The organism is Cupriavidus oxalaticus (genome assembly GCF_038900635.1).
Taxonomy (GTDB): domain Bacteria; phylum Pseudomonadota; class Gammaproteobacteria; order Burkholderiales; family Burkholderiaceae; genus Cupriavidus; species Cupriavidus oxalaticus_B.
This window is the reverse complement of the sequence record NZ_JAYMRX010000003.1, coordinates 228574-254570: the sequence shown is the minus strand read 5'-3', so window position 1 is coordinate 254570 and position 25997 is coordinate 228574. Positions and strand designations below refer to the sequence as shown.

At 66.5% G+C, this 25997-nt stretch carries 18 protein-coding genes and 2 tRNA genes; 10 read left to right on the top strand and 10 right to left on the bottom strand.

The annotated features are described in order from the left end of the window. Positions 1 to 31 precede the first annotated feature (31 nt). Both VSR71_RS07835 and VSR71_RS07830 read right to left on the bottom strand, forming a co-directional pair. Positions 32 to 958: a DMT family transporter gene (locus VSR71_RS07835; RefSeq protein WP_342913327.1), complete on the bottom strand. Its 927-nt coding sequence runs from the start codon at positions 956 to 958 to the stop codon at positions 32 to 34. Continuing rightward, positions 955 to 1875 carry a histone deacetylase gene (locus VSR71_RS07830; protein WP_342913326.1) on the bottom strand — a complete coding sequence of 307 codons (921 nt, stop codon included), beginning with the start codon at positions 1873 to 1875 and terminating at the stop codon, positions 955 to 957. The genes VSR71_RS07835 and VSR71_RS07830 overlap by 4 nt, the downstream gene beginning before the upstream one ends. A 366-nt stretch (positions 1876 to 2241) precedes the next feature. Here VSR71_RS07830 and phaP1 point away from each other — a divergent pair, with 366 nt between their 5' ends. Beyond that, on the top strand, positions 2242 to 2820 hold the full coding sequence (gene phaP1, locus VSR71_RS07825; RefSeq protein WP_133096799.1) for a TIGR01841 family phasin PhaP1: 579 nt from the start codon (positions 2242 to 2244) through the stop codon (positions 2818 to 2820). Positions 2821 to 3169: 349 nt separating this feature from the next. On the opposite strand, the gene lpdA is transcribed toward phaP1, so the two are convergent. From lpdA to aceE, 4 genes are all read right to left on the bottom strand, one after another. Further along, positions 3170 to 4954 carry a dihydrolipoyl dehydrogenase gene (gene lpdA / locus VSR71_RS07820; RefSeq protein WP_342913325.1) on the bottom strand — a complete coding sequence of 595 codons (1785 nt, stop codon included), beginning with the start codon at positions 4952 to 4954 and terminating at the stop codon, positions 3170 to 3172. Between the two features lie 33 nt (positions 4955 to 4987). Beyond that, on the bottom strand, positions 4988 to 5617 hold the full coding sequence (locus VSR71_RS07815) for an MFS transporter (RefSeq protein WP_342913324.1): 630 nt from the start codon (positions 5615 to 5617) through the stop codon (positions 4988 to 4990). Between the two features lie 59 nt (positions 5618 to 5676). Beyond that, positions 5677 to 7350 (bottom strand): dihydrolipoyllysine-residue acetyltransferase, encoded by a 1674-nt coding sequence (gene aceF, locus VSR71_RS07810; protein ID WP_342913323.1) that lies wholly within the window; start codon positions 7348 to 7350, stop codon positions 5677 to 5679. Positions 7351 to 7517: 167 nt separating this feature from the next. Next, the gene (gene aceE / locus VSR71_RS07805) at positions 7518 to 10205 is read right to left on the bottom strand and encodes a pyruvate dehydrogenase (acetyl-transferring), homodimeric type (RefSeq protein WP_342913322.1); all 2688 of its coding nucleotides are present in this window, start codon (positions 10203 to 10205) and stop codon (positions 7518 to 7520) included. 421 nt (positions 10206 to 10626) lie between these two features. Between aceE and VSR71_RS07800 the strand changes: the two genes are divergently transcribed. Both VSR71_RS07800 and VSR71_RS07795 read left to right on the top strand, forming a co-directional pair. Next, entirely contained in the window at positions 10627 to 13212 is a 2586-nt protein-coding gene (locus VSR71_RS07800) for a PAS domain S-box protein (RefSeq protein ID WP_342913321.1), read from the top strand. A 148-nt stretch (positions 13213 to 13360) separates the two neighbouring features. Beyond that, positions 13361 to 13993 carry a response regulator transcription factor gene (locus VSR71_RS07795; protein WP_029047707.1) on the top strand — a complete coding sequence of 211 codons (633 nt, stop codon included), beginning with the start codon at positions 13361 to 13363 and terminating at the stop codon, positions 13991 to 13993. A gap of 70 nt (positions 13994 to 14063) precedes the next feature. On the opposite strand, the gene VSR71_RS07790 is transcribed toward VSR71_RS07795, so the two are convergent. After that, the gene (locus VSR71_RS07790; RefSeq protein ID WP_342913320.1) at positions 14064 to 14744 is read right to left on the bottom strand and encodes a hypothetical protein; all 681 of its coding nucleotides are present in this window, start codon (positions 14742 to 14744) and stop codon (positions 14064 to 14066) included. Positions 14745 to 14938: 194 nt separating this feature from the next. Here VSR71_RS07790 and folD point away from each other — a divergent pair, with 194 nt between their 5' ends. From folD to VSR71_RS07770, 4 genes are all read left to right on the top strand, one after another. Further along, positions 14939 to 15790, top strand: coding sequence for a bifunctional methylenetetrahydrofolate dehydrogenase/methenyltetrahydrofolate cyclohydrolase FolD (gene folD / locus VSR71_RS07785; protein ID WP_342913319.1), 852 nt, complete (start codon positions 14939 to 14941; stop codon positions 15788 to 15790). Between the two features lie 123 nt (positions 15791 to 15913). After that, entirely contained in the window at positions 15914 to 18007 is a 2094-nt protein-coding gene (locus VSR71_RS07780; protein ID WP_342913318.1) for a M3 family metallopeptidase, read from the top strand. Next, positions 18004 to 18834, top strand: a complete 831-nt coding sequence (gene xth, locus VSR71_RS07775) for an exodeoxyribonuclease III (protein WP_342913317.1) — start codon at positions 18004 to 18006, stop codon at positions 18832 to 18834. The genes VSR71_RS07780 and xth overlap by 4 nt, the downstream gene beginning before the upstream one ends. Positions 18835 to 19002: 168 nt before the next feature. After that, complete coding sequence (locus tag VSR71_RS07770) at positions 19003 to 20859, top strand: SulP family inorganic anion transporter (protein WP_342913316.1); 1857 nt, start codon at positions 19003 to 19005, stop codon at positions 20857 to 20859. A 242-nt stretch (positions 20860 to 21101) separates the two neighbouring features. On the opposite strand, the gene VSR71_RS07765 is transcribed toward VSR71_RS07770, so the two are convergent. Continuing rightward, complete coding sequence (locus tag VSR71_RS07765) at positions 21102 to 21365, bottom strand: DUF1488 domain-containing protein (protein ID WP_029047712.1); 264 nt, start codon at positions 21363 to 21365, stop codon at positions 21102 to 21104. 226 nt (positions 21366 to 21591) lie between these two features. Between VSR71_RS07765 and VSR71_RS07760 the strand changes: the two genes are divergently transcribed. Next, positions 21592 to 21667: transfer RNA gene (locus tag VSR71_RS07760), tRNA-Lys, on the top strand. A 129-nt stretch (positions 21668 to 21796) separates the two neighbouring features. On the opposite strand, the gene VSR71_RS07755 is transcribed toward VSR71_RS07760, so the two are convergent. Both VSR71_RS07755 and VSR71_RS07750 read right to left on the bottom strand, forming a co-directional pair. After that, positions 21797 to 23185 carry an 8-oxoguanine deaminase gene (locus tag VSR71_RS07755; RefSeq protein ID WP_342913315.1) on the bottom strand — a complete coding sequence of 463 codons (1389 nt, stop codon included), beginning with the start codon at positions 23183 to 23185 and terminating at the stop codon, positions 21797 to 21799. 119 nt (positions 23186 to 23304) lie between these two features. After that, the gene (locus VSR71_RS07750; RefSeq protein WP_342913314.1) at positions 23305 to 24213 is read right to left on the bottom strand and encodes a LysR family transcriptional regulator; all 909 of its coding nucleotides are present in this window, start codon (positions 24211 to 24213) and stop codon (positions 23305 to 23307) included. A gap of 132 nt (positions 24214 to 24345) precedes the next feature. Between VSR71_RS07750 and VSR71_RS07745 the strand changes: the two genes are divergently transcribed. Both VSR71_RS07745 and VSR71_RS07740 read left to right on the top strand, forming a co-directional pair. Continuing rightward, positions 24346 to 24421, top strand: a tRNA-Lys gene (locus VSR71_RS07745). A gap of 364 nt (positions 24422 to 24785) precedes the next feature. Next, positions 24786 to 25766 carry a tripartite tricarboxylate transporter substrate binding protein BugE gene (locus tag VSR71_RS07740; protein ID WP_342913313.1) on the top strand — a complete coding sequence of 327 codons (981 nt, stop codon included), beginning with the start codon at positions 24786 to 24788 and terminating at the stop codon, positions 25764 to 25766. Positions 25767 to 25997 lie beyond the last annotated feature (231 nt).

The window sequence follows — 25997 nt, the reverse complement described above, 5'->3', positions numbered from 1 at the left end:
CGTTCGCACCTGCGACACGAACGCGCCAGCGCTACCTGCGGATGACCAGTGCCACCCCAAACGCAGCAAGCACCATGCCGGCGGCGGCGAGCGGCGGGAAGCGTTCGCCGAAAAGCAGCCAGGCCATCACGGCAGTGGTCGGTGGCGTCAGGTACATGAGACTCGACACCTTGGTCGCCGCGCCCTGGCGGATCAGCAGGAACAGCAGCGAGATGGCGCCGATGGACAACGCCACCACCGACCACGCCAGCGCGCCGATCATGGCGGCGGCCCACTGCACGTCGCGGGTCTCGAACAGGAACATGAACGGCAGGCAGGCAAGCGCGGCGGCGCCGAACTGGATCACGGATCCCATGCGCAGGTCGAACACCGGGCAGAAGTGCTTCTGGTAGACCGTGCCGACGGTAATGCTGAGCAGCGCGCCAACCGCCAGAGCCAGGCTGGCCGGCGTCAGCGCGCTGGTGCCGAGCTTGTTGGCCACCACCAGCGCCACCCCGGCGATGCCCAGCAGCAGGCCCAGCCACTGGCGCCCGCTGATGCGTTCGCCCAGCCGCGCGGCGATCAGCGCGGTCAGGATGGGCTGCATGCCCGCGATCAGCGCCGACACGCCGGCCGGCATGCCGAGCTTGATTGCCGCCCACACGCCGCCAAGGTAGCCAGCCTGCAGCAGCAAGCCGGCCACGGCAAGATGGCCGACCATGCGCCAGTCGGTATGCGTCGTGCCCCCCGCGCGCGGCAACGGCACGCCTGCCAGCAGCACGAACGGCACCATCAGCACCAGCACGCCGACAAAGCGCAGGAAAAGGAATGTCATCGGTTCCGCATACGGCATGCCGTACTTGGCGACGATAAAGCCAGTGCTCCAGATCAGCACGAACAGCCACGGCATCGCCGCCACCCATGCCGTCTGCCGGGTGCCGGTGCCAGCCGCGCGTCCAGGTTCCGCCGCGGCGCTCATGACACCGCCGCCAGCGCGCCGTGGCGGGCATGGTATTGCGCGGCCAGGCGCACGGTCTGCACGTGGACCGCGACCGTGTCTTCGATCTGGTTGCCGTAGCCACCGGCCATCGCCACCGCCACCGGCAGGCCGCGCGCCATGGCGGCGTCGAATACCAGTTGGTCGCGCCGCGCCAGGCCAGCGAAGCTCAGCTTGAGCCGCCCGAGCCGGTCGCCCTCGTGCGGATCGGCGCCGGCCAGGTAGATCAGCAGGTCGGGCGCGAAGCGGCTGAACAACGTATCCAGCGCTGCCTGCAACGCATTGGCATAGCTGTCGTCGTCGCAGCCGTCCGGCAGGCCGACGTCGAGGTCGCTGGCTTCCTTGCGGAACGGGTAGTTCTTCTCGCCGTGCAGCGACAGCGTGAACACGGAGGGGTCGCCCTGCAGGATCGACGCCGTGCCGTTGCCCTGGTGCACGTCGAGATCGACCACCGCCACGCGGCGCACGTCACCGTCGCGCTGCAGCACCCGCGCCGCAATGGCGGCGTCGTTGAACACGCAGAAGCCACCACCCTTGTCGGCGTATGCGTGATGCGTGCCGCCGGCGAGGTTCACGGCAACCCCTTCGCGCAAGGCCGCCCGGCATGCCTCGATGGTGGCGCCGGCAGAGCGCCGCGAGCGCTCGACCATGGCTTCGGACCACGGGAAGCCGATTTCGCGCTGGCGGGCGGCATCCAGCGTGCCGGCGGATGCGGCCTGGACGTATTCCGGCGTATGCGCCAGCAGCAGCGCATCGTCGCCGGCGCGCGGTGCCTCGGCCAGGCGCAGGCCAGGAATCCGGCTTGCGACCGTGTCGCGCAGCATGCTGTACTTGCGCATCGGGAAACGGTGTCCCGGCGGCAGCGGCAACACGAAATGGTCGGCGTAGAAAGCGAGCATGGATCGGCCTGTGCGGTTCTGTTCACGTCTTGTCGGTTTTCGCAGGCGGCGGCCAGCCGTACAGCGAGGCAAGCCGCGATGGTAGCACTGCTCACCATACCTCGCCGCCCCGCCAAAATGGCTGCTGCGGCACAAAACCAGCGCGTCGCCACAATCTTTTTGTGCGACGCACAAAATGCGCTTGACATTCAACCCGGCTTCCCTAGAATTGGAATTGTTGCGGCGCATCAAAGCACCGGGCGCAGCACACAACCACCCACATACGCCTTGGCTGGCCGACACGGGACACACCGTCACGGCCCTGACATCTAGGCGGCTTATTTTTGTATTTTGCTTGACCTTGAAGTTCACCACTGGAGACCAGCAATGATCCTGACCCCGGAACAAGTCGCAGCAGCGCAAAAGGCAAACCTGGAAACGCTGTTCGGCCTGACTACCAAGGCATTTGAAGGCGTCGAAAAGCTTGTCGAACTGAACCTGCAGGTCGTGAAGACCACCTTCGCCGAAAACGTGGAAAACGCCAAGAAGGCGCTGTCGGCCAAGGACGCACAAGAACTGCTGGCCCTGCAGGCCGCAGCCGTCCAGCCGGTCGCCGAGAAGACCCTGGCTTACACCCGTCACCTGTATGAAATCGCTTCGGAAACCCAGAGCGAGTTCACCAAGGTGGCCGAAGCCCAACTGGCCGAAGGCTCGAAGAACGTGCAGGCGCTGGTCGAGAACTTCGCCAAGAACGCCCCGGCCGGTTCGGAATCGACCGTGGCCATCGTGAAGTCGGCGATCTCGGCTGCCAACAACGCCTACGAGTCGGTGCAGAAGGCGACCAAGCAAGCCGTGGAAATCGCTGAAACCAACTTCCAGGCCGCTGCTTCCGCCGCCACCAAGGCTGCCCAGCAAGCCAGCGCCACGGCCCGTACGGCCACGGCGAAGAAGGCTACGGTTGCCTGATAGCTGTTTGCCTTGACGATGGACCGGCTCCGGCCGGTCCGTTGGCAAAGCGCATCGATGCGGCATCTTTCCGGTGCGTTTTGCCAACGATGATGGTGGTGTCCCGACCGAGGATAGCGGCACTGCCTAGTCTGCAGATGTCTCCTCGGTACCGCGGTCTCCTTGTCCAAAGGTATCGTTAAAGCCTGGCCTGCAAAGGCCGGGCTTTTTTTTGCCCGCATTCCCGCTTGTACAGCGTCCCACCCTGCTGGCTCCGTTTATGGTTGGGTGTTGTTCCAGGCGGTTAATTGCATTATCAGGGAGAAAAAAAACCCGCCCGAAGGCGGGTTCTACGCTTGCGGCAGGACGCTCAGCGCTTGCGCGGCGGCGGCACGTCGGTACACGTGCCTTCGTAGATCTCCGCCGCCATGCCGATCGATTCGCCCAGCGTCGGGTGCGGGTGGATGGTCTTGCCGATATCCACCGCATCCGCGCCCATCTCGATCGCCAGGCACACTTCGCTGATCAGGTCGCCGGCATGCATACCGACGATACCGCCGCCGATCACGCGATGCGTTTCCTCGTCGAAGATCAGCTTGGTAAAGCCCTCGTCGCGGCCGTTGGCGATGGCGCGGCCCGAAGCGGCCCACGGGAACACACCCTTGCTGTACTTGATGCCCTGCGCCTTGCACTCGTCTTCGGTCAGGCCGGCCCAGGCCACTTCCGGATCGGTAAAGGCCACCGACGGGATCTGCTTGGCATCGAAGAATGCCTTCTCGCCATGCGCGGCTTCCGCGGCCACGTGGGCTTCATGCACCGCCTTGTGCGCCAGCATCGGCTGGCCGACGACGTCGCCGATCGCGAAGATATGCGGCACGTTGGTCCGCATCTGCTTGTCGACGTTGATAAAACCGCGGTCGGTCACGGCCACGCCCGCCTTTTCGGCGGCGATGCGCTTGCCATTGGGCGCGCGGCCCACCGACACGAGCACCAGGTCGTAGCGTTGCGCGTCGGCCGGCGCCTGCTCGCCTTCGAATTTGACGTAGATGCCGTCCGGCCTGGCTTCCACCCCGACCGTCTTGGTATTCAGCATGACCTTGCCGAAACGGTCCTTGTTCTTCTTTTCCCAGACCTTGACCAGGTCGCGGTCGGCGCCGCCCATCAGGCCCGGCAGCATTTCGACGACATCGATCTCGGCGCCCAGCGTGCTGTAGACCGTGGCCATTTCCAGGCCGATGATGCCGCCGCCGATGACCAGCATCTTGTTGGGCACTTCCGGCAGCTCGAGCGCGCCGGTCGAGTCGACGATGCGCGGGTCTTCCGGGATGAAGGGCAGCTTCACCGCCTGGCTGCCGGCGGCGATGATGGCCTTCTCGAAGCGGATAACAGTCTTCTTGCCGGTGCTCCGCTTGCCCTCGCCCTCGGTCAGCTCGACTTCCATGTGGTGCGGATCGAGGAAGTTGCCGATGCCGCGCACCACCTGCACCTTGCGCGCCTTGGCCATGCCGGACAGGCCGCCGGTCAGCTTGCCGACCACCTGGTTCTTGTAGTGGCGCAGGCCGTCGAGGTCGATCTTGGCTTCGCCGAACAGGATGCCGTGGGCGGCCAGCGCTTTGGCTTCATCGATCACGGCGGCGTTGTGCAGCAGCGCCTTGGAGGGGATGCAGCCCACGTTCAGGCAGACGCCGCCAAGCGTGCTGTAGCGTTCGACCAGCACGGTGTTCATGCCCAGGTCGGCAGCGCGGAAGGCGGCCGAATAGCCGCCAGGGCCGGCGCCCAGCACCAGCATTTCGCACTGGATATCGGCGCCGCCGCTATGCGTTGCGGCGGCCGGCGCAGCAGCCGGTGCCGCGGCAGCCGGCGCAGGAGCAGCGGCCGGAGCCGGAGCTTGCGCGGGCGCCGGTGCCGCGGCGGCGGCCTGGGCCTCGACGGTGCAGATCACCGCGCCCTGCCCGACCTTGTCGCCCACCTTGACCTTGACCTCCACCACCTTGCCGGCGACCGACGACGGCACATCCATGCTCGCCTTGTCGGATTCCAGCACGATCAGGGACTGTTCCGTCTCGACCGTATCGCCGGCCTTGACCAGTACCTCGATCACTTCCACCGCGTCGAAATCGCCGATATCCGGCACCTTGACTTCGATCACACTCATATTTGCTCCTCAATACGCGCCCGCCTCTCGGCTTCAGGGCGCGTCGTCGTTGTTGGTTGCCGCATCCGCCGCCGGCGCTGCGCCATTGTCTGCTTCGTGCAGCCGCACCGTATGGACCTCGATCGGCCCCGATGAGCTCTTGTCGAACTCCACGCCCGCATCGACGCCGATGCGCGCGATCTCGCCCGCATCCAGGTCCGGCCGGTCATACACCGCGTGCATGGCGCCCAGCGCGTAGTTGCGGCCCGAGCCGATGCCCCAGAAGCGGTCGAACGAAAACACCTCGCGATACGAGTAGACGCCGAAGATGCCCGCCGGATTGGCGATCAGGCATACGATCTGCGACGACTCGTAGGGATCGTCCTCGTCTTCCTTGGTGTTGACGAAGTAGTCCGTCTTCAGCTTCTCGTGCACCTTCAGGAAGGTGCGGAACACGTCATCGCGCGAGCCCAGCCGGCACTCCTCGCCCAGGCCCGCCAGCAGCGTGCGCATGACCGGGAAGTGCGCGGTCGTCCCGGCCAGCGCGATAAAGCCGTCACCGACCGGAAAGACCTTCTGGTTGCGCTCATACGCGCGCGACAGCCGCGTATCGCCGAAGGTGACCAGCGCGTCCGCCGCGATCGCCACCTCGGCGCCCTTCTTGACGACAACACAGGTAGTCATGGCTCGCTCCTATCGTCCGGCTTGGACGCACACCGGCAATGCCGGTGCGCGCCGCCGAGTTAGAGCAGGATACGGCGGAAGTCCGCCAGCAGTTGCGCGAAGTACGTGTTGAAACGTGCGGCCTCGGCGCCGTCGATGACGCGGTGGTCCCACGACAGCGACAGCGGCAGCGTCAGGCGCGGCGCAAACTGCTTGCCGTCCCACACCGGCTTCTGGAACGACTTGCACACGCCCATGATGGCCACTTCCGGCGCGTTGATGATCGGCGTGAAGTACGTGCCGCCCAGGCCGCCCAGCGACGAAATCGAGAAGCAGCCGCCCTGCATCTGGTCCGGCTTGAGCTTGCCGTCTCGCGCCAGCTTGGCCAGCTCGCTCATTTCCTGGCTGATCTCGAGCACGCCCTTCTTGTCGGCGTCCTTGATCACCGGCACCACCAGGCCGTTCGGGGTGTCGGCGGCGAAACCGACGTTGAAGTACTTCTTCAGCACCAGGTTGTCACCGTCGAGCGACGCATTGAAGTTCGGGAACTTCTTCAGCGCCGCGACCGTGGCCTTGATCATGAAGGCCAGCATGGTCACCTTGATGCCGGACTTCTCGTTTTCCTTGTTCAGCTGCACGCGGAAGGCTTCCAGCTCGGTGATGTCCGCTTCGTCATGGTTGGTGACGTGCGGGATCATGACCCAGTTGCGGTGCAGGTTGGCGCCGGAAATCTTCTTGATGCGCGACAGGGCCTTGTTTTCCACCTCGCCGAAGCGGGTGAAATCGACCTTCGGCCACGGCAGGAGGCCGAGCTCGCCACCGCCGCCGCCAGCCGCGGCAGCCTGGGCCGGCGCGGCGGCCTGGCCGGTCATCACGCCCTTGACGTAGTTCTGCACATCCTGCTGGGTAATGCGGCCCTTGGGGCCGGTGCCGGCCACGCGCGACACGTCGACGCCCAGCTCGCGTGCGAACTTGCGCACCGACGGGCTGGCGTGGGCGGCCTTGCCGCTTACGCCAGCGACGGCCGGCGCGGCGGCAGCCGCTGCTGCCGGAGCCGGGGCCGCCGCAGGTGCGGGTGCCGGGGCGGGCGCGCTGGCGGCGGCCGGTGCCGGGGCCGCCGCGGCAGCCGGCGCCGGCGCTGCAGCAGCGCCGGCGGCGCCTTCCAGGATCAGCAGCAGCGTGCCTTCGGACACGTTGTCGCCAACCTTGACCTTGACTTCCTTGACCACGCCGCCCTGCGGCGAGGGCACGTCCATGGTGGCCTTGTCGGACTCCAGCGTCACCAGCGCGTCTTCGGCGCTGATGGTGTCGCCCGGCTTGACGTGGACTTCGATGACCGGCACGGCATCGTAATCGCCGATATCGGGCACCTTGACTTCGATGATGCCGCCACCGCTCGCGGCAGGGGCCGCTGCTGGAGCAGCTGCCGGCGCGGCAGCGGGTGCGGGAGCTGCGGCGGCCGGCGCCGGAGTAGGCGCTGCGGCCGCGGCGGGCGCTGCTGCAGAGGCCTCGTTGGCCGCTTCCAGCATGACCAGCACCGAGCCTTCGGACACGTTGTCGCCTACCTTGATGCGGACGTCCTTGACCACGCCGGCCTGCGGCGAGGGCACGTCCATGGTGGCCTTGTCCGATTCCAGCGTCACCAGCGCGTCTTCCGCGTTGATGCTGTCGCCGGGTTTCACATGCACTTCGATGACGGGGACGGCGTCATAGTCGCCGATATCCGGCACCTTGATTTCAATTGCTTGACTCATTCAGTGTCTCCTGGGCAGGCCGGCGCGCACGACATCCGCAAGCGGCGAGATTACCTTCGCCGCCCGCTTCTGTCACGCCGCCATGCCGCAAGGCGCCAGCCGGCGGTTTGCCGGGGCGCCCGCGGCACGGCGTCGCCGTACTGCGGGGGTGGGTGCAGGCTGCCGGATCAGACCGACATCGGGTTGGGCTTGCTCGGGTCGAGGTTGTACTTCTTGATGGCCTCGGCCACCTTGTCGCGGCTGATGGCGCCCTCGTCGGCCAGCGCCTTGAGCGCAGCCAGCGTGACCCAGTGGCGGTCCACTTCAAAGAAGTGGCGCAGCTTCTCGCGGGTATCCGAGCGGCCGAAGCCGTCGGTGCCCAGCACCACGTAGCGGCGCGGCACGAACGGACGGATCTGCTCGGCGAAGGCGCGCACGTAGTCGGTCGATGCGATCACCGGGCCGCGGGCCGACTTCAGCTTCTGCGTGACAAAGGCTTCGCGCTGGGCCTCTGCCGGGTGCAGCAGGTTGAAGCGCTCGGCGGCCTGGCCTTCGCGGGCCAGCTCGGTGAAGCTCGGGCAGCTCCACAGGTCGGACTCGACGCCCCAGTCCTTCTTCAGCAGTTCGGCGGCGGCAACCACCTCGCGGAAGATCGTGCCCGAGCCCAGCAGCTGCACGCGCGGCGCATTGCTGTTCTCGACGCCCTTGCGGAACTGGTACATGCCCTTGACGATGTCCTGCTCTACGCCAGCCGGCATTTCCGGATGCTCGTAGTTCTCGTTCATCACCGTCAGGTAGTAGTAGACGTCTTCCTGCTCGGCGTACATGCGGCGCAGGCCGTCCTGCATGATCACCGCCAGTTCGTACTGGTAGGTCGGGTCATACGAGATGCAGTTCGGGATCGCGGCGTGGAACACGTGCGAGTGGCCGTCTTCGTGCTGCAGGCCCTCGCCGTTCAGCGTGGTGCGGCCGGCGGTGCCGCCCAGCAGGAAACCGCGCGAGCGCATGTCGGCAGCGGCCCAGCACAGGTCGCCGATACGCTGGATGCCGAACATCGAGTAGTAGATGTAGAACGGGATCATCTGCACGCCGTGCGTCGAGTACGACGTAGCGGCGGCGATCCAGTCGCACATGGCGCCGGCTTCGTTGATGCCTTCCTGCAGCACCTGGCCAGTCTGCGATTCCTTGTAGAACATCAGCTGGTCATGGTCTTCCGGCACGTACTTCTGGCCTTCCTGGTTCCAGATGCCGACCTGGCGGAACAGGCCTTCCATGCCGAAGGTGCGCGACTCGTCCGGCACGATGGGCACCACGTGCTTGCCGATCTGCTTGTCCTTGAGCAGCGTGTTCAGGATACGCACGAAGGCCATGGTGGTGGACACTTCGCGGCCTTCGCCGGTGGCCTTAAGCAGTGCATCGAACGCCGACAGTTGCGGGATCTGCAGCGCTTCGGCCTTCTGGCGGCGGGCCGGCAGGTAGCCGCCCAGGTTCATGCGCGCCTGGCGCATGTATTCCAGTTCCTTCGAGCCTTCCGGGAAGGTGATGTACGGCACCTCCTCGAGCTTGTCGTCGGGCACCGGGATATTGAACTGGTCGCGGAACTTGCGGATCGCGTCCACCGGCATCTTCTTCTGCTGGTGGGCCACGTTCATGGCCTGGCCGGCATCGCCCATGCCATAGCCCTTGATGGTCTTGGCCAGGATCAGCGTGGGCTGGCCCTTGTGCTCGCTGGCGGCCTTGTAGGCGGCGTAGATCTTGTGCGGGTCGTGGCCGCCGCGGTTCAGGCGCCAGATGTCCTCGTCGGACCAGTCGGCGACCATCGCCTTCAGCTCAGGCGTATTGAAGAAGTGCTCGCGGACGTAGGCGCCGTCCTTGGCCTTCATGGTCTGGTACTCGCCGTCCACGCAGTCCATCATGCGCTTCATCAGCAGGCCCTTGGTGTCGCGCGCCAGCAGCGCGTCCCACTTGCTGCCCCATACCACCTTGATCACGTTCCAGCCGGCACCGCGGAACTCGGATTCCAGTTCCTGGATGATCTTGCCGTTGCCGCGCACCGGGCCGTCCAGGCGCTGCAGGTTGCAGTTGATGACGAAGACCAGGTTGTCGAGCTTCTCGCGGCCGGCCATGCCGATCGCGCCCAGCGATTCCGGTTCGTCGGTCTCGCCGTCGCCCAGGAAGGCCCAGACCTTGCGGTCGCCGGCCTTGGCCAGGCCGCGGCTGTCCAGGTACTTCATGAAGCGGGCCTGGTAGATGGCCATGATCGGGCCCAGGCCCATCGACACGGTCGGGAACTGCCAGAAATCCGGCATCAGCCACGGGTGCGGGTACGACGAGATACCCTTGCCGTCCACTTCCTGGCGGAAGTTGTCGAGCTGGTCCTGGCTCAGGCGGCCCAGCAGGAAGGCGCGCGAGTACACGCCCGGTGCCGAGTGGCCCTGCACGAAGACCAGGTCGCCGCCGCTCTGTTCCGAGGGGGCGCGCCAGAAATGGTTGTAGCCGACGTCATACAGCGTGGCCGCCGACGCAAACGAGGAGATATGGCCGCCGACGTTGGTGTGCTTGTTGGCGCGCAGCACCATCGCCATGGCGTTCCAGCGGGTGTACGAGCGGATGCGGTGTTCGACGTCCTGGTCGCCCGGGATACGGGCCTGCTGCTCCACCGGGATGGTGTTGATGTACTGGGTCTCGGCGTGGAACGGCTGGGTCACGCCGTTCACGCGCGCGTATTCGATCTGCTTGTCGATCAGGAACGCGGCGCGCGCCGGGCCCTCGGCGGCCAGGACGCCCTGCAGGGCATCCAGCCATTCATGGGTTTCCTGGGGATCGGCGTCGTTGGCGCTGGATGCGCCGAGAATCTGCTCTGGTACGGCGGACATGACTGTCTCCTGGGTGAATTCGTGCTTCCGTGCCGGCGCTTCCGGCGCCGGCCTTGGGGCTCTACGGGTTGACTCGCACCGTTGCGGGGTCGGCGCTGCCGCGCCTTGCATCGGGCCGCCGCCGGGGAACCTGTTCCGGCTCCTCCGCGCGGCAGGCGCATGGCTACCGCCCGCATTCTTGGGTCGAACCGATTCTATGGAAGCCCATTGGGCAACACAAGTGAAATTTTCAAATTGCGGTATCGTTTTTTGTAATGTGAAATAATGTCGCGATGCACCAAAAACCCTGCCACGGCCTGTCCGGCGCCAGACACAAGGGCGCCGGCACGGACAGCGGCGCCCGGGGTTTCATTGGCGCTTTCCCCAAGCGACGCACCGCAATAATCTCGGTACACTGATCGGTCAGCCGTCAATCCCTCCCATGCCGTTCCTCGATCGCTTCCTCTCCCGCCTGCGTGCAGCCATGCTTTCTCCCGATGCCTCGGGCACAGCCAAGGCCGCCGGAGGCGATACCGGCCACGCCCCGCCTCCGGCGACGGGACTCGGCCCGATCGACACGCTCGGCCCCGACGACGGCGCGCCGGTGGCCGCCCCGCGCGGCCTGTGGTGGCTGCGCTGGCGCAACCTTGTCGCCACCAGCTGGTTCATGTTCATCCCGCTGGTCGCGATCGTGCTGTTTACGGTGGCGATGGGCGTGATCCTGTGGTCGCTGCACGAGACCGAACGCCAGCAGCAACGCGATGCGCTGTACCGCGACGCCGCCTGGGCGCAGCAACGCGTACGCCTGTCACTGCTCAGCAACCAGGACCAGCTGGCCTCGCTGGCGCGCGACATCGCCGCCGCGCAGCTGGAGCAAGGCGCCTACCGTACCGCCGCCCAGGAAATCCTGCGCGAGAATCCCGAGATCGTCTTTGTCAACTGGCTCGACGCGACCAAGCGCGGCCGCTGGTCGCTGCCGTCGACGTCCGAGTTCGCGGTGCGCCTGCGCGAGAACCAGGACCAGCCGCTCGAGCCCGAAGTGCTGGACACCTTCGATGCCGCGCGCGAAACCCAGCGCGTGGTCTACTCGCGCCCGCTGGTCAACGACCGCGGCGACAGCTTCATGCTGATGCAGGTGCCGATCGTGCGCGACAACGAGTTCCTCGGCACGCTCGGCGCGCTGTACTCGATCAACGGCATCCTGACGCACCTGCTGCCGCCGGAGCTGACCGAGCGCTACCGCTTCTCGCTGATCGACAAGAACAACCAGACCCGCGCCAGCACCTCGCTGCGGCCGGTGCCCGGCAACGCGCTGTCATATGAAGTGCTGCTGGACCCGCCCGGCCACTCGCTGTCACTGCGCGCCGACGCCTACCCGCCGCCGTCGAACCTGCCCAACAACATGCTGCTGTGGCTGGTGGTGGGCCTGTCCTGCTTCCTGCTATGGAGCCTGTGGAGCATGTGGCGCCATACCAGCCGCCGCTCCGAGGCGCAGCGCGCGCTGCTGGCCGAGACCTCGTTCCGGCGCGCGATGGAAAACTCGATGCTGATCGGCCTGCGCGCGCTCGACCTGAACGGCCGCATCACCTACGTCAATCCGGCCTTCTGCCGCATGACGGGGTGGCAGGAGAACGACCTGGTCGGGCGCCTGCCGCCCTTCCCCTACTGGCCGCCGAACGACCAGCAGGAAATGCAGAAGCAGATCGACCTGACGCTGCAGGGCAAGTCGCCCGCCGGCGGCTACGAAATGCGCGTGATGCGCCGCGACGGCAGCAGCTTCTACGCGCGCATGTACGTGTCGCCGCTGGTCGACAGCCGCGGCCGCCATACCGGCTGGATGAGTTCGATGACGGACATCACCGAGCCCAAGCGCGCGCGCGAGGAACTGGCCGCCGCGCATGACCGCTTCACCACGGTGCTGGAGAGCCTGGACGCCGCGGTGTCGGTGCTCGCCACCGACAAGGCCGAGCTGCTGTTCGCCAACCGCTACTACCGCCAGCTGTTCGGCTGGGAGGCCGAGGGCCACCTGAAGCTGGCCGGCGACGAGCTCGACAAGGACCAGGTCTCGAGCGACAACACCGATTACGTCGACGCCTACGCCGGCCTGCCCGCTTCCGAACTGATGCCCTATGCGTCGGACGCGCGCGAGGTGTTCGTGCCCGACATGCAGAAATGGTTCGAAGTGCGCCGCCGCTATATCCAATGGGTCGACGGCCACCTCGCGCAGATGCAGATCGCCACCGACATTACCGTGCGCAAGGCCGCCGAGGAAATGGCGCGCCAGCATGAGGAACGCCTGCAGTTCACCAGCCGCCTGACCACCATGGGCGAGATGGCGTCGTCGCTGGCGCACGAGCTGAACCAGCCGCTGGCCGCAATCAACAACTACTGCATGGGCGCGGTGGCGCGGCTGCATTCGGGCCGCAGCACGCCGGAGGACCTGATCCCTGTGCTGGAGAAAACCTCCGCGCAGGCAGTGCGCGCGGGCACCATCATCAGCCGCATCCGCGGCTTCGTGAAGCGCAGCCAGCCGCAGCGGCGCGAAGCCGCGCTGCACGATATCGTCGCCGATGCCGTGGGCCTGGCCGACCTGGAGGCGACCCGGCGCCGCGTCACCATCCTGACCCGGCTGCCGGCGCCGCCGATGGCCCTCTATGTCGACCCGGTGCTGATCGAGCAGGTGCTGGTGAACCTGCTCAAGAACGCGGTCGAAGCCATGGCCGGCCTGCCGGCGTTGCGCGCCGGCGGCGTGGTGCGCCTGCATGCGCGCGTGGAACCGGGCGAGTTCGGCGACAACGTCCATATCGATGTCATCGACCAGGGACCCGGCGTCGACGAAGCCACCAAAGAGCGCCTGTTCGAGCCCTTCTTCAGCACCAAGTCCGACGGCATGGGCATGGGGCTGAATATCTGCCGCTCGATCATCGAGTCGCACCAGGGCCGGCTGTGGGTGGAAAACAATGTCGACGGCATTGGTTGCACCTTCAAGATCATGCTGCCGCTGCATCCGGTGATGGCCGAGCAATAAGCCCCGCATTCCACCGCTGTCCGAATCATTCCGGACGACCCTGGCAGGCCGGCGCAGCCCCCCTACGCATGTGGGGAATCCGTCTCGCCACAGAGGCCCGGGGGCGGTTACACTTCGCAGCAATGAATTGTTGTCCAGAGGAGACTACATGACCGCAACGCCAAACCCCACGCCCCACCGCGGCGAGACCGTGTTCATCGTCGACGACGATGAAGCCATGCGCGACTCGCTGACCTGGTTGCTGGAGGGCAATGGCTACCAGGTTCGCAGCTTTACCAGCGCCGAGCAGTTCCTCGCCGCCTACGACGCCAGCCAGGTGTCCTGCCTGATCCTGGACGTGCGCATGCCTGGCATGAGCGGTCCGGAACTGCAGGAGCGGATGATCGCCGAGAACATCAATATCCCGATCGTCTTTATTACCGGCCACGGCGACGTGCCGATGGCGGTATCGACCATGAAGCGCGGCGCCATCGATTTCATCGAGAAGCCGTTCGACGAATCCGAACTGCGCGCGCTGGTCGAGCGCATGCTGCAGAAGGCCCGCACCGACCACTCCGCCGCGCGCGAGCAGCGCGCCGCCAAGGATCTGCTGGGCAAGCTGACCACGCGCGAGCAGCAGGTGCTGGAGCGCATCGTGGCCGGCCGCCTGAACAAGCAGATCGCCGATGACCTGGGCATTTCCATCAAGACGGTGGAGGCGCACCGCGCCAACATCATGGAAAAGCTCAACGTCAACACGGTCGCCGACCTGCTGCGCCTGGCACTGTCGCGCAACAGCTGACTTGCGGCGCCGGCAGGCCTTCTCCAGCCATCCTGCCCCGCTTTCCGGGCGCCACCGCCGGCGCCCGAAATCAATTCCTCAGGTAGTCTTCGTCCCGGAACGTGACCACCCATTGTGGCCGGTAGACCACAAAGACGGCCACCAGCAGTCCGGTCAGGAACGCCTCGCCAAACGCCAGGATCAGCGTTGCCGCCACCGTATCGGCCAGGGTGAACGGCAGCCCCGGCGCCATCACATGCCGCCACGCCGCCTGCGCGGCGCTCGCGCCCAGCGCCGCCAGCCCCCCGGTGAAATAGCCGTGCCCCAGGATAAAGACGAACGGATGGCGCGGCAGCCAGCGCCGCATCAGCGCCTGCAGTCCGGCCGAGAGCAGCGCCGGCACCAGCGCCAGCCAGGTGTAGCGCACCCATAGCGAAGGCCAGTCGAACAGCGCCCAGCTGTGCCCGGCAAGATATTCCAGCCCGAACAGCGAAACCAGGTCCACCACGAACAGCGACAGCAGCGCCAGCGGCAGCCCGAACAGCGTCACCATCAGCGTGGCGCCCAGCAACTGGATCACCAGCCCGCCGACCAGCGTGGCGCGCACCGTCCACAGCAGCGCCACCAGCACCATCGCCCCCAGCCAGGCGTGCTGCAGCGAATTGCGCCGCAGCAACCGCCACGGCCGGCGCGCCAGCGCCCACAGCAGTCCGGCGAGGGACACGACAACCAGCAGCGGGTCTGACAGCAGGGACGGGAGCGCGGTGTGCATGCGGCCGATGCTACCAGCCCCGCACCCGTGCAACCCTTGCATCCGGTCAAGCTGCGCGCGCCAGCCCGCACTGACCCTTTATAATTCGCCTTTGATCCGCATGCCCGCATGCCGGGCGCACGCCACCCGCGGCCAAAGAATCTGCCGGATCCGCCAAAATTCGCACAAACCCGCCCAAACCGGTCTTTTCCTCCATGTCTGCCCAACTGATCGACGGCAATGCCCTTGCCAAACACATCCGCTCCGAAGCCGCCCAGCGCGCCGCCAGCCTGACCGAGCGCGGTCACCGCCCCGGCCTGGCCGTGATCCTGGTCGGCGAGGATCCGGCCAGCCAGGTCTACGTGCGCAACAAGGTCAAGGCCTGCCAGGACAACGGCTTCCACTCCTCGCTGGACCGCTACCCGGCCGACCTGTCCGAGGCGGAATTGCTGGCACGCATCGACGCGCTCAACCAGGACCCGAGCATCCACGGCATCCTGGTGCAGCTGCCGCTGCCCAAGCACATCGACAGCCACAAGGTGCTGGAAGCAATCGCCCCGGAAAAGGACGTCGACGGCTTCCACGTCGCCAACGCCGGCGCGCTGATGACCGGCGCCCCGCTGTTCCGCCCGTGCACGCCGTACGGCTGCATGAAGATGCTGGAATCGATCCAGTACCCGCTGCGCGGCGCGCGTGCCGTGGTGGTGGGCGCCTCCAACATCGTCGGCAAGCCGATGGCGATGCTGCTGCTGCAGGCCGGCGCTACCGTCACCATCTGCAATAGCAAGACGCGCGATATCGGCGCCCATACGCGCGAGGCTGACGTGATCGTCGCCGCGGTCGGCAAGCGCAACCTGATCACCGCCGACATGGTCAAGCCGGGCGCCGTCGTGATCGACGTGGGCATGAACCGCGACGACAACGGCAAGCTGTGCGGCGACGTGGACTTCGCCGGCGTGCGCGAGGTGGCCGGCCACGTCACGCCGGTGCCTGGCGGCGTCGGCCCGATGACCATCACCATGCTGCTGGTCAACACGCTGGAAGCGGCGGAACGCGCCGCGGGCTGAAGCGCTCGCGCGTTCGGCGTACATCCGGCGTACAGTACGCCACACGGGGGTGCTGGAAATGCCCGCACCCCGCCCCCATCTGCGGGGCATCGACCTTTGAGGCCAGCCAACCGAGAACACGCCATGGACCAAGCCGCACAAGCCACTCCGGCCAACAATCCGCTGCTGGACTTTTCCGACCTGCCCCGCTTCGCCGAGATCCGGCCCGAGCACATCAGCCCGGCGCTGGACGTGCTGCTCGAAAGCGCGCAGCAGGCCGTCGCCCGTGCCGAAGACCCGGCCACGCCGGCCGACTGGGCCAGCGCCGTGCAGGCGCTGGAAGCGGCCACCGAGCCGCTGGGCCGCGCCTGGGGCGTGGTCAGCCACCTGAGCGCGGTCGCCGACACACCGGAGCTGCGCAAGGCGCACGCCGACAACCTGCCGCGCATGACCGAGTTCTGGTCGTCGCTTGGCCAGAGCCTGGCCCTGTATGAAAAATACAAGGCGCTGGCCGCCAGCCCCGAGTTCGCCGGCATGAGCTCGGCCCGCCACCAGCTGATCGAGAACGAACTGCGCGGCTTCCGCCTGGGCGGCGCCGAACTGCCCGAAGACCGGAAACCGCGCTTCGCCGAGATCCAGGAGCAGCAGGCGCAGCTGTCCAAGGCGTTCTCCGACCACGTGCTGGACGCCACCAACATCTACGCACTGGTCATCGAGGACGAGGCACGCCTGGCCGGCCTGCCCGACGATGCGAAGGAAGCCGCCCGCCACGCCGCCGAGAAAGACGGCAAGGCCGGCTGGAAATTCACGCTGCACTTCCCTTCATACTTCCCGGTGCTGCAGTACGCCGACGACCGCACGCTGCGCCAGACGCTGTACGAGGCCAATGTCACGCGCGCCTCGGAACTGGGCGCGCAATACGGCCAGGGCCAGGGCGAGTGGGACAACACGGCCAACATGCGCGACCAGCTGGCGTTGCGCCGTGAAGAAGCGCAGATGCTTGGCTACCAGTGCTATGGCGAAGTCTCGCTGGTGCCGAAGATGGCCGAGTCGCCGGCCGAAGTGCTGAAGTTCCTCGACGAGCTCGCCGTCAAGGCAAGGCCCTACGCCGAGAAGGACTGGACCGAGCTGAAGGCCTTCGCCGCCGCCGAACTCGGCCTGTCCGACCTGCAACCGTGGGACTTGGCCTACGCCTCGGAAAAGCTGCGCCAGCAGCGCTATGCGTTCTCCGAGCACGAGGTCAAGCAGTACTTCCCGGAACCGAAGGTGCTAGAAGGCCTGTTCGGCGTGGTGCAGAAGCTGTTCTCGGTGCGCATCGAGGCCGAGCCGGCGCAGACCTGGCACAAGGACGTGCGCTTTTTCCGCGTGACCACCGCCGACGGCACGCTGCTGGCCCAGTTCTACATCGACCTCTACGCGCGCGAAGGCAAGCGCGGCGGCGCGTGGATGGACGACGCCCGCGGCCGCAAGGTCCTGGAGCATGGCGGCGTGCAGACGCCGGTCGCGTACCTGACCTGCAACTTCTCCGCACCGGTGGGCAACAAGCCCGCGCTGTTCACGCACGACGAAGTGATCACGCTGTTCCATGAGTTCGGCCACGGCCTGCACCACATGCTGACGCAGGTGGGCGAGCTGGGCGTGTCGGGCATCAACGGCGTGGAATGGGATGCGGTGGAGCTGCCGTCGCAGTTCATGGAGAACTTCTGCTGGGAATATGAAGTGCTGACCGGCATGACGCAGCACGTCGACACCGGCGCGCCGCTGCCGCGCGCGCTGTTCGACCGCATGCTGGCCGCGAAGAACTTCCAGAACGGCATGATGACGCTGCGCCAGATCGTGTTCTCGTCGTTCGACATGCATCTGCACACGGACTTCGACCCGGCCGGCGCCGCCTCGGTGCTGGAGTTGTCGCGCCAGATCAACGACCGCGTGCACGTGGTGCCGCAGCATCCGCTGTCGCGCTGGCCGAACACCTTCAGCCATATCTTTGCCGGCGGCTACGCGGCGGGCTACTACAGCTACAAGTGGGCGGAGGTGCTGTCGGCCGACGTCTACGCGGCATTCGAGGAAGCGGCACAGCTGTCGGGCACCGTGCTCGACAGCGAGACCGGCGCGCGCTACCAGCGCGAGATCCTGTCCGTGGGCGGCAGCCGCCCGGCGATGGAATCCTTTGTCGCGTTCCGCGGCCGCGCGCCGCAGATCGATGCGCTGCTGCGTCACGGCGGGATGGCGGCATGAGCGCGGTCGCACTGCCCACCACCGGTCCGCTGCGGATCGCGAGCTGGAATGTCAACTCCCTGAAGGTGCGCCTGCCGCAGGTGCTGCAATGGCTCGCCGAGCAGGACCAGGCCGGCGCGCCGATCGACGCGCTGTGCCTGCAGGAACTGAAGCTGCCGGACGACAAGTACCCGCTGGCCGAACTTGAGAACGCCGGCTTCCACAGCATCTACACCGGGCAGAAGACGTACAACGGCGTGGCCATCCTCGCCCGCGATGCCAGCATGCCCGGGCCGGCCGACGTAGTGCGCAACATCCCCGGCTTCGAGGATGCGCAGCAGCGCGTGATCGCCGCGACCTATGGCGACCTGCGCCTGGTTTGCGCCTACTTCCCCAACGGCCAGTCGCCCGAGTCGGAGAAGTTCACTTACAAGCTCAAGTGGCTGGAAGCGATGACGGCATGGCTGCGCGAGGAAATGCAGCGCCATCCGCGCCTCGCGCTGCTGGGCGACTTCAATATCGCGCCCGAAGACCGCGACGTGCACGACCCGGCCAAGTGGGTAGGCCAGAACCTCGTGTCGCCGCCGGAGCGCGCCGCCTTTGCCGCACTGGTGGAGCTGGGGCTGGCCGATGCCTTCCGCAGGTTCGAGCAGCCGGAGAAGAGCTTCTCCTGGTGGGATTACCGCATGATGGCGTTCCGCCGCAATGCCGGGCTGCGCATCGACCATATCCTGCTGTCGCCGGCGCTGGTGGAGCAATGCTCCGCCTGCGTGATCGACCGCGTACCGCGCGCCTGGGAACAGCCCTCGGATCACACGCCGGTGGTCGCCACGCTGCACTGCGGCTGACGCCCGCCACGGGCTGCGGCCGCCACGGCATGCGCCGCCAGTCCACGCATTCACGCAAGCCCGGGCATGCCCGGCTCGCCTCGGCGGCGGCCTGCCCGCTACACTGCCGGCATGAATCCCTGAACGCGGCAAGTCCGCGGACAGGGGCGCCACGGCTGTCCTGTTCCCATGTCCGCAACCACGCAAGGCTCATTCCTGCATCGCATGTTCCCGTGGCGCCAGCGCGTCGACCGCGCCACGCTGCGCGCCGACCTGGTCGCCGGCCTGCTCGGCGCGGTGCTGGTGCTGCCGCAGGGCGTGGCCTTCGCCACGCTGGCCGGACTGCCGCCGCAGTACGGCATCTACAGCGCAGTGGTGCCCTGCATCGTCGCGGCGCTGTTCGGTTCGAGCTGGCATGTGATGTCGGGGCCGACCAATGCCAATTCGCTGGCGTTGTTCGCCATGCTGAGCCCGCTCGCATTCGCCGGCAGCCCCGCGTATATCGGGCTGGCGCTGGCGGTGACCATCGTGGTCGGCGTGATGCAGCTCGCGGTCGGCACGCTGCGGCTGGGTTCGCTCGCCAACTTTATCTCGCCGTCGGTGCTGCTCGGCTTCACTTGCGGCGCGGCGACATTGATCGGGCTCTATGCGCTGAAGGATGTGTTCGGCCTGCAGGTGCCGACCGGCACCAGTGCCTTCGGCGTGCTGCGCCACCTGGCCGAACACGCCGACACCATCAACTGGTCCGCGGCGGCCGTCGCCGCCGTGACGCTGGCGGTGACGCTGCTGTGCAAGCGGCTGTGGCGCAAGCTGCCGTTCATGCTGCTGGGGCTGCTGGCCGGCTATGGCGTGGCGCTGCTGCTGAACCAGGCCGGCGCCTTCGCCCAGCATGTGAACGTGGTGGGGCCGATCCCGTCGGCGCTGCCGCGCTTCCATGTGCCCGACGTCGACTGGCGCAAGCTGCCCGACCTGCTCGGCATCGCCTCGGCGCTGACCATCGTCGCGCTGGGCCAGTCGATCTCGATCGCCAAGGCAGTGGCGCTGCGCTCCGGGCAGCATATCGACGCCAACCGCGAATTCATCGGGCAGGGCCTGTCCAATATCGCCGGCGGCTTTTTCTCCGGCTATATCTCGTGCGGCTCGCTCAATCGCTCGATGCCCAACTTTGAAGCCGGCGCGCGCACACCGCTGGCCAGCGTGTTCTCGGCGCTGTGGCTGCTGGCGCTGGTTGCGCTGAGCGCGCCGCTGCTGGCGCAGATTCCGATGGCGGCAATCGGCGCCATGCTGCTGCTGGTGGCGTGGGGACTGCTCGATATCGCACGGCTGCGGCGCATCTTCACGCTCAGCCGTACCGAGTTTGCGATTGCCGTCGGCACCTTCGCCGCAACGCTGGTGATCCGGCTCGAAATGGCGGTACTGCTCGGCACCGTGCTGTCGCTGGTGGCCTACCTGTACCGCACCTCGAGACCGGCAGTGCGCAGCCTGGTGCCGGATGCCGACGACCCGGGCCGGCGCTTCACGCCGCTGGACGAACTGCACCGTCCGCAGCCGGAATGCCCGCAACTCAAATTGCTGCGCATGGAAGGCGCGATCTACTTCGGCGCCGTGCAGTACGTGACCGACCGCCTGCACTGGCTGCGCACGGTCAACGCCGGCCAGACGCACTTGCTGGCGATGACCAAGAGCATGAATTTCATCGACCTGGCGGGCGCGGAGATGTGGGAAAACGAACTGGCCGAGCGCCGCGCCATGGGCGGCGACCTTTACTTCCATCGCCCGCGCACGCAAGTGCTGCAGACATGGGAGCAGACCGGCTTCAGCAGCAAGCTGGGGCCGGACCATATCTTCCCGACCAAGCGGCAGGCGCTGCACACGATCATCGGCAAGCTGTCGCCTGAGATCTGCGCGCAGTGCCGCGCCAGGATCTTTGAAGAATGCGCGTCACGGCCGGGGGCATCGGAGCACCGCGCCGCCGATTCGGATGCGGATGCGGATGCGGCCAGCGCACCGCAGCCGCAGACGTGCGCCACCGCGGCGGCGCGCTGACGCGTCGCGCACAAGATGCCGTCAGCAAGAAAAGCCTGCCGGGGACAGCGTTAGACGATCGGAAATTGATACAGCGGGGAAGACTTTGCTGCCTGCGCCGGCGTTGCCGGGCCGGGTACGCAAGGCCGGACGGCCTTAAGCGTTGATTTAAGCGGTGATCTAAGCGGTGATCTAAGCGGTGATGCCTGATGATGGATGGGCGCCCGCGGCATGCCGACGGCTGGCCGGGGCATCCATCCTCATCAGATCGGCGCCACGTGGGCGCGCTTGACGACGATTGGCTGGGGCGCGCCCTGCTCGATCAGCACCACGGCGGCGCGTTCGATGGTTTCGCGGCCGGCACGGAATGCCTCTTCCAGCGACAGCACCTGATCGGCGCTGAAGCCTTCCCACAGTGCCTCGCGTGTCACTACGCAAGTCACTTTCTCGCCATTGACGATCGCCTGGAAGAGCAAGCCTTCATTATTGATGTCGTAGCGCTCTTGCTCTTGGAATTTGATATCCATCGGTGCAGCCCTCCATATGCAAGTGGAGAAGAATCCTAACATGGCTCCGACCATATCGTGCGGATCCACGTTGTGCGATTGCGCTCAATCCGAAGACCAGCAAGGCTAGCGTTCGGTTCCGTTCACCTGATGGTTGCCGGCATCGGCATGCGCGAAAAGCGTTGCACGCGGTTGTGCTCAAACTGTTGACAGAGCCGAAAATCATGCTAGAATCTCGTTCTTCGTTGGGGCGTTAGCTCAGTTGGTAGAGCAGCGGACTCTTAATCCGTAGGTCGAGTGTTCGAGTCACTCACGCCCCACCAGCGAATACAGAAAGGCCGGAAGCAGCAATGCTTCCGGCCTTTTGCTTTTCCCCCTGCTGCTTTTCCGTTCCGAGTGTTTCGAAATCTGCCGCAGGCGATGCACGCCTGCGGCGGTTCACCTCCCAGGGATCAGGCGCCGACTCTGGCGCGCTCGAACAGCGTGCGTGCCAGCGCGCGATGCCGCGTCAGCACGTTGGGCAGGTCGGCAGTCAGCAACACGCCATCGCGTACTACTTCGCGCCCGTTGATTACGCTCGCCGCGACATTGGCGGGGGTGCAGAACACCAGCGATGCAACCAGGTCGTGGCCGCCGCCGGCAAATCCTGCCCCTGACATATCGAAGGCAACAAAGTCCGCCGACATGCCCGGCGCGAGCGCGCCGATATCGTCGCGGTTGAGCACGCGTGCGCCGCCCAGCGTGGCGATCTCCAGCGCCTCGCGCGCGCTCATCGCGGCCGGGCCGTAGCCGACACGCTGCAGCAGCATGGCCTGGCGCGCTTCGCCCAGCATGTGCGCGCCGTCGTTCGACGCGCTGCCGTCAACGCCCAGCCCGACCGGCACGCCGGCATCGCGCATCGCCCGCACCGGCGCAATGCCGGACGCGAGCCGCATGTTCGAGCACGGGCAGTGCGCCACGCCGGTGCCGGTACGCGCGAACAGCGCAATGCCTTCGTCGTCGAGCTTCACGCAGTGCGCATGCCAGACGTCGTGACCGACCCAGCCCAGGTCTTCGGCATACTGCGCCGGCGTCAGGCCGAACTTCTCGCGCGAGTACGCGATGTCGTTGTCGTTCTCGGCCAGGTGCGTGTGCAGCGACACGCCATAGTGGCGCGCCATCACCGCCGACTCGCGCATCAGGTCGCGCGACACCGAGAACGGCGAGCAAGGCGCCAGCACCACGCGCAGCATCGCGTGGCGCGCGCCGTCGTGGTACTGCTCGACCAGCCGCTGGCTGTCGCGCAGGATCGCGGCTTCGTCCTCGACCACCACGTCGGGCGGCAGGCCGCCCTTGCTGCGACCAACGCTCATCGAACCGCGCGCGGCGTGGAAGCGCATGCCCATCTCCTGCGCGGCGGCAATCGAATCGTCCAGGCGCGAGCCGTTGGGGAACAGGTAGAGGTGATCGCTGGTGGTGGTGCAGCCGGACAGCATCAGCTCGGCCATCGCGGTCTTGGTCGACACGGCGATCATTTCCGGCGTCAGGTGCGACCACAGCATGTACAGGTTGGTCAGCCACGAGAACAGCTCGGCATCCTGCGCGGCGGGGACGGCGCGCGTCAGGCTCTGGTACATGTGGTGGTGCGTATTGACCAGTCCGGGCGTCACCACGCGGCCGCGCATATCCAGCACCTGCGCGCTGCCATCGTCGACCATGCGGCGGTATTGCGGCGGCAGCTCGGCGGTCGGCCCGACCCATTGCACCGCAGCCCCTTCGGCGACCAGCGCACCGTCGCGGATCTCGCGGCGCTGCGCATCCATGGTGACAAGTACGTCGGCGTTCAGGGCAATCAGGGTCATGGCGGCATTCCTCAGGTTCTTGGGACGAATGCCGCCAGTCTAAGGCGAAGGCGTGCTCGCGCCTAAGCATCGAATTCCGAGCACTGTGTCCACAAAAAGTGGACATTTGCATCATCCCGCTAGCGGGCCTGGGCGAACAACGTGGCCAGCGCTTCGCCGATGCGTTCGGCCATCAGTTCCGCGGCCGCGCTCAGGGTGCCGCGGGCGCGTGCCACCAGCGTCAGGGTCTGCCCCTGCAGGTGGCGGTCGCGCAGCGGCACGTACACCAGCGCCTGCCGCGCGCGCTCCTCCATCACGTCGAGCGGGTTCAGCAGCGCCACGCCGGTGCCCAGCATGACCAGTTGGCGGATCAGCACGGTCGAGGTCGATTCCGCCACCGGCGACACTTCGATGGCATTGCGGGCAAAGGCGGCATCCAGCAGCGCGCGGATCGACAGGGAAGCAGCGGGCAGGATCAGCGGATAGCCGACGCATTCGCTCAGCAGCACGGATGGCTGCGCCGCCAGCGCATGCCCCGGCGGCACCACCGCGCCGATCTGCCAGTCGCTGCTGGCCAGCGCGCGGAAGGCGGGCAGTTCAGGCAGGTCGTAGCCGAGCCCGAGATCGGCATCGCCCTGCTCGACCGCCGCGACGATATCGGCAACCGGCAGGTCATTCACGCGCACCACGATGCCCGGATAGCGCTGGCGGAAGTCATGTACCAGCGACGGCATCAGCGAGCCGGCCAGTCCCGCGGTGACCGCCACGGTGACGTCGCCGCGGCGAGCGCCCTTGAAGTCTTCGATACGCTCGCGCAGCGCGTCATGCTCGCGCAGCGTCTGGCGGACGTGGGCCAGCACCATCTCGCCCAGCGGCGTCAGGCGCAGCCGCTTGTTGATGCGCTCGAACAGCGGCGCGCCCAGCTCGGCTTCCAGGTCAAGGATCTGCCGGTTCACGGCTGTCGGCGCAACGTGCAGGTGCTCGGCCGCCTTGCGGATCGAACCGCGGCGGACAACCTCGTCGAGATAGCGCAGGACTCTGGCGTGCATGGGCTGGCAGTGTGTGTCGGGGCGTGCCGAATTGTAGCGGCGGGCGCGAGCCCCGCCGCCGCCTCTCTCGCAAGACATGGCGAAAGGGTATTGCGCAGTATTCGATACCTTGCTACAATCTTTTTCTTCGTTGGGGCGTTAGCTCAGTTGGTAGAGCAGCGGACTCTTAATCCGTAGGTCGAGTGTTCGAGTCACTCACGCCCCACCAGCGAATTCAGGGCCGGAAGCTTGCTTCCGGCTTTTTTCATTTCCGCTCACTCTTCCGTCGCCCCCCTCTTCTTCGCCTGAAAAAAGCCACCGCCGGGCGCACGGCACGAACCCCATTTTCTTGATACGCGGGTTGTCACCAATTCCTTTCCATGTGCTTTCCCGGTTGAATCGCTTCCGCGCATGTTGTGGAACATGGTTCCGTATCGCGGAATTACAACGTGCAGGCCGCTGCCGCACCCCGGCGCGGCCGGGTCAGCCGCGCGGGAAGACTGACGGCGCGGGGCGCACGATGGCGTTGCGCCCGAGAGAAACGCCTGCAGCCCGCCTGGCAAGCAATCAGTGAAAGAAGAACGGAGGCATCCTTGAAAGCAGTCAACAAAGCAGGCGCAGCCGCCTGCGTCGCAGCCATCGGCCTGGCGTACGCTGGCCTTGCCCAGGCGCAGTCCTACCCGACCAAGCCGATCCGCCTGATCGTCCCGTTCGCGGCCGGCGGCACCACCGATATCGTCGCGCGCGCGGTCTCCGACGGCCTGGGCCGCGAACTGGGCCAGCCGGTGGTGGTGGAAAACCGCGGAGGCGGCGGCGGCGCGATCGGCGCCGACGCGCTGGCCAAGTCCGCGCCGGACGGCTACACGCTCGGCATCGCCACGGTCAGCACCATGGCGACCAACCCCGCCACCAATCCGAAGAACCCGTACGACCCGCTCAAGGATTTCGCGCCGATCACCAACCTGGTCAACGTGCCCAACGTGCTGACGGTGAACCCCAAGGTGCCGGCCAAGACGCTGAAGGAGTTCGTTGCGCTGCTGAAGGCCAGCCCGGGCAAGTACAGCTATGCTTCCGCCGGCAAGGGCAGCATCTCGCATCTGGATGGCGAGTTGTTCAAGGACATCACCAAGACCGACATGGTCCACATCCCCTACCGCGGATCGGGCCCGGCGCTGAATGACACGCTGGCCGGCCAGGTCAACGCCCAGTTCGACAACCTGCCGTCGTCGATGCCGCATATCCAGGCCGGCAAGCTGCGCGCGCTGGCGGTGGCGGCACCCAAGCGCGTCGAGGGCCTGCCCGACGTGCCGACCTTCGCCGAAGCCGGCATGAAGGACATGAACAACATGGCCTGGTATGGCCTGGTCGCGCCCGCCGGCACGCCCGCGGCCATCATCACGCGCGTGCACGACGCCGCGGTCAAGGCCCTGCAGGACCCGAACGTGAAGCGCCGCCTGGCTGATAGCGGCGCCTACACCGACGGCAATACCTCGGCCCAGTACGCCGCGCAGATCAAGCGCGAACTGGACCTGCGCAAGAAGATCGCGCATGACCAGAACATCACGCTGGAATAACGGCGCCTGACACGAGAGGTCATCGAACGGCTGCCTCATGGCAGCCGTTTTTTTCGTCTGGACGTCGCGAAACGTGCCGATAACGGCACTAATATTGAGTTATTTCCGAGTCCAACTGCCGAATCTTGATCCTGCACAGGACGCAACGCCCGCCCAAGCGTTTCAATATCCCTAGAAGAAACTTTCACTTTGCGGACACGCGCCAACTCGGTAAATTAGCTAGGTGATCCG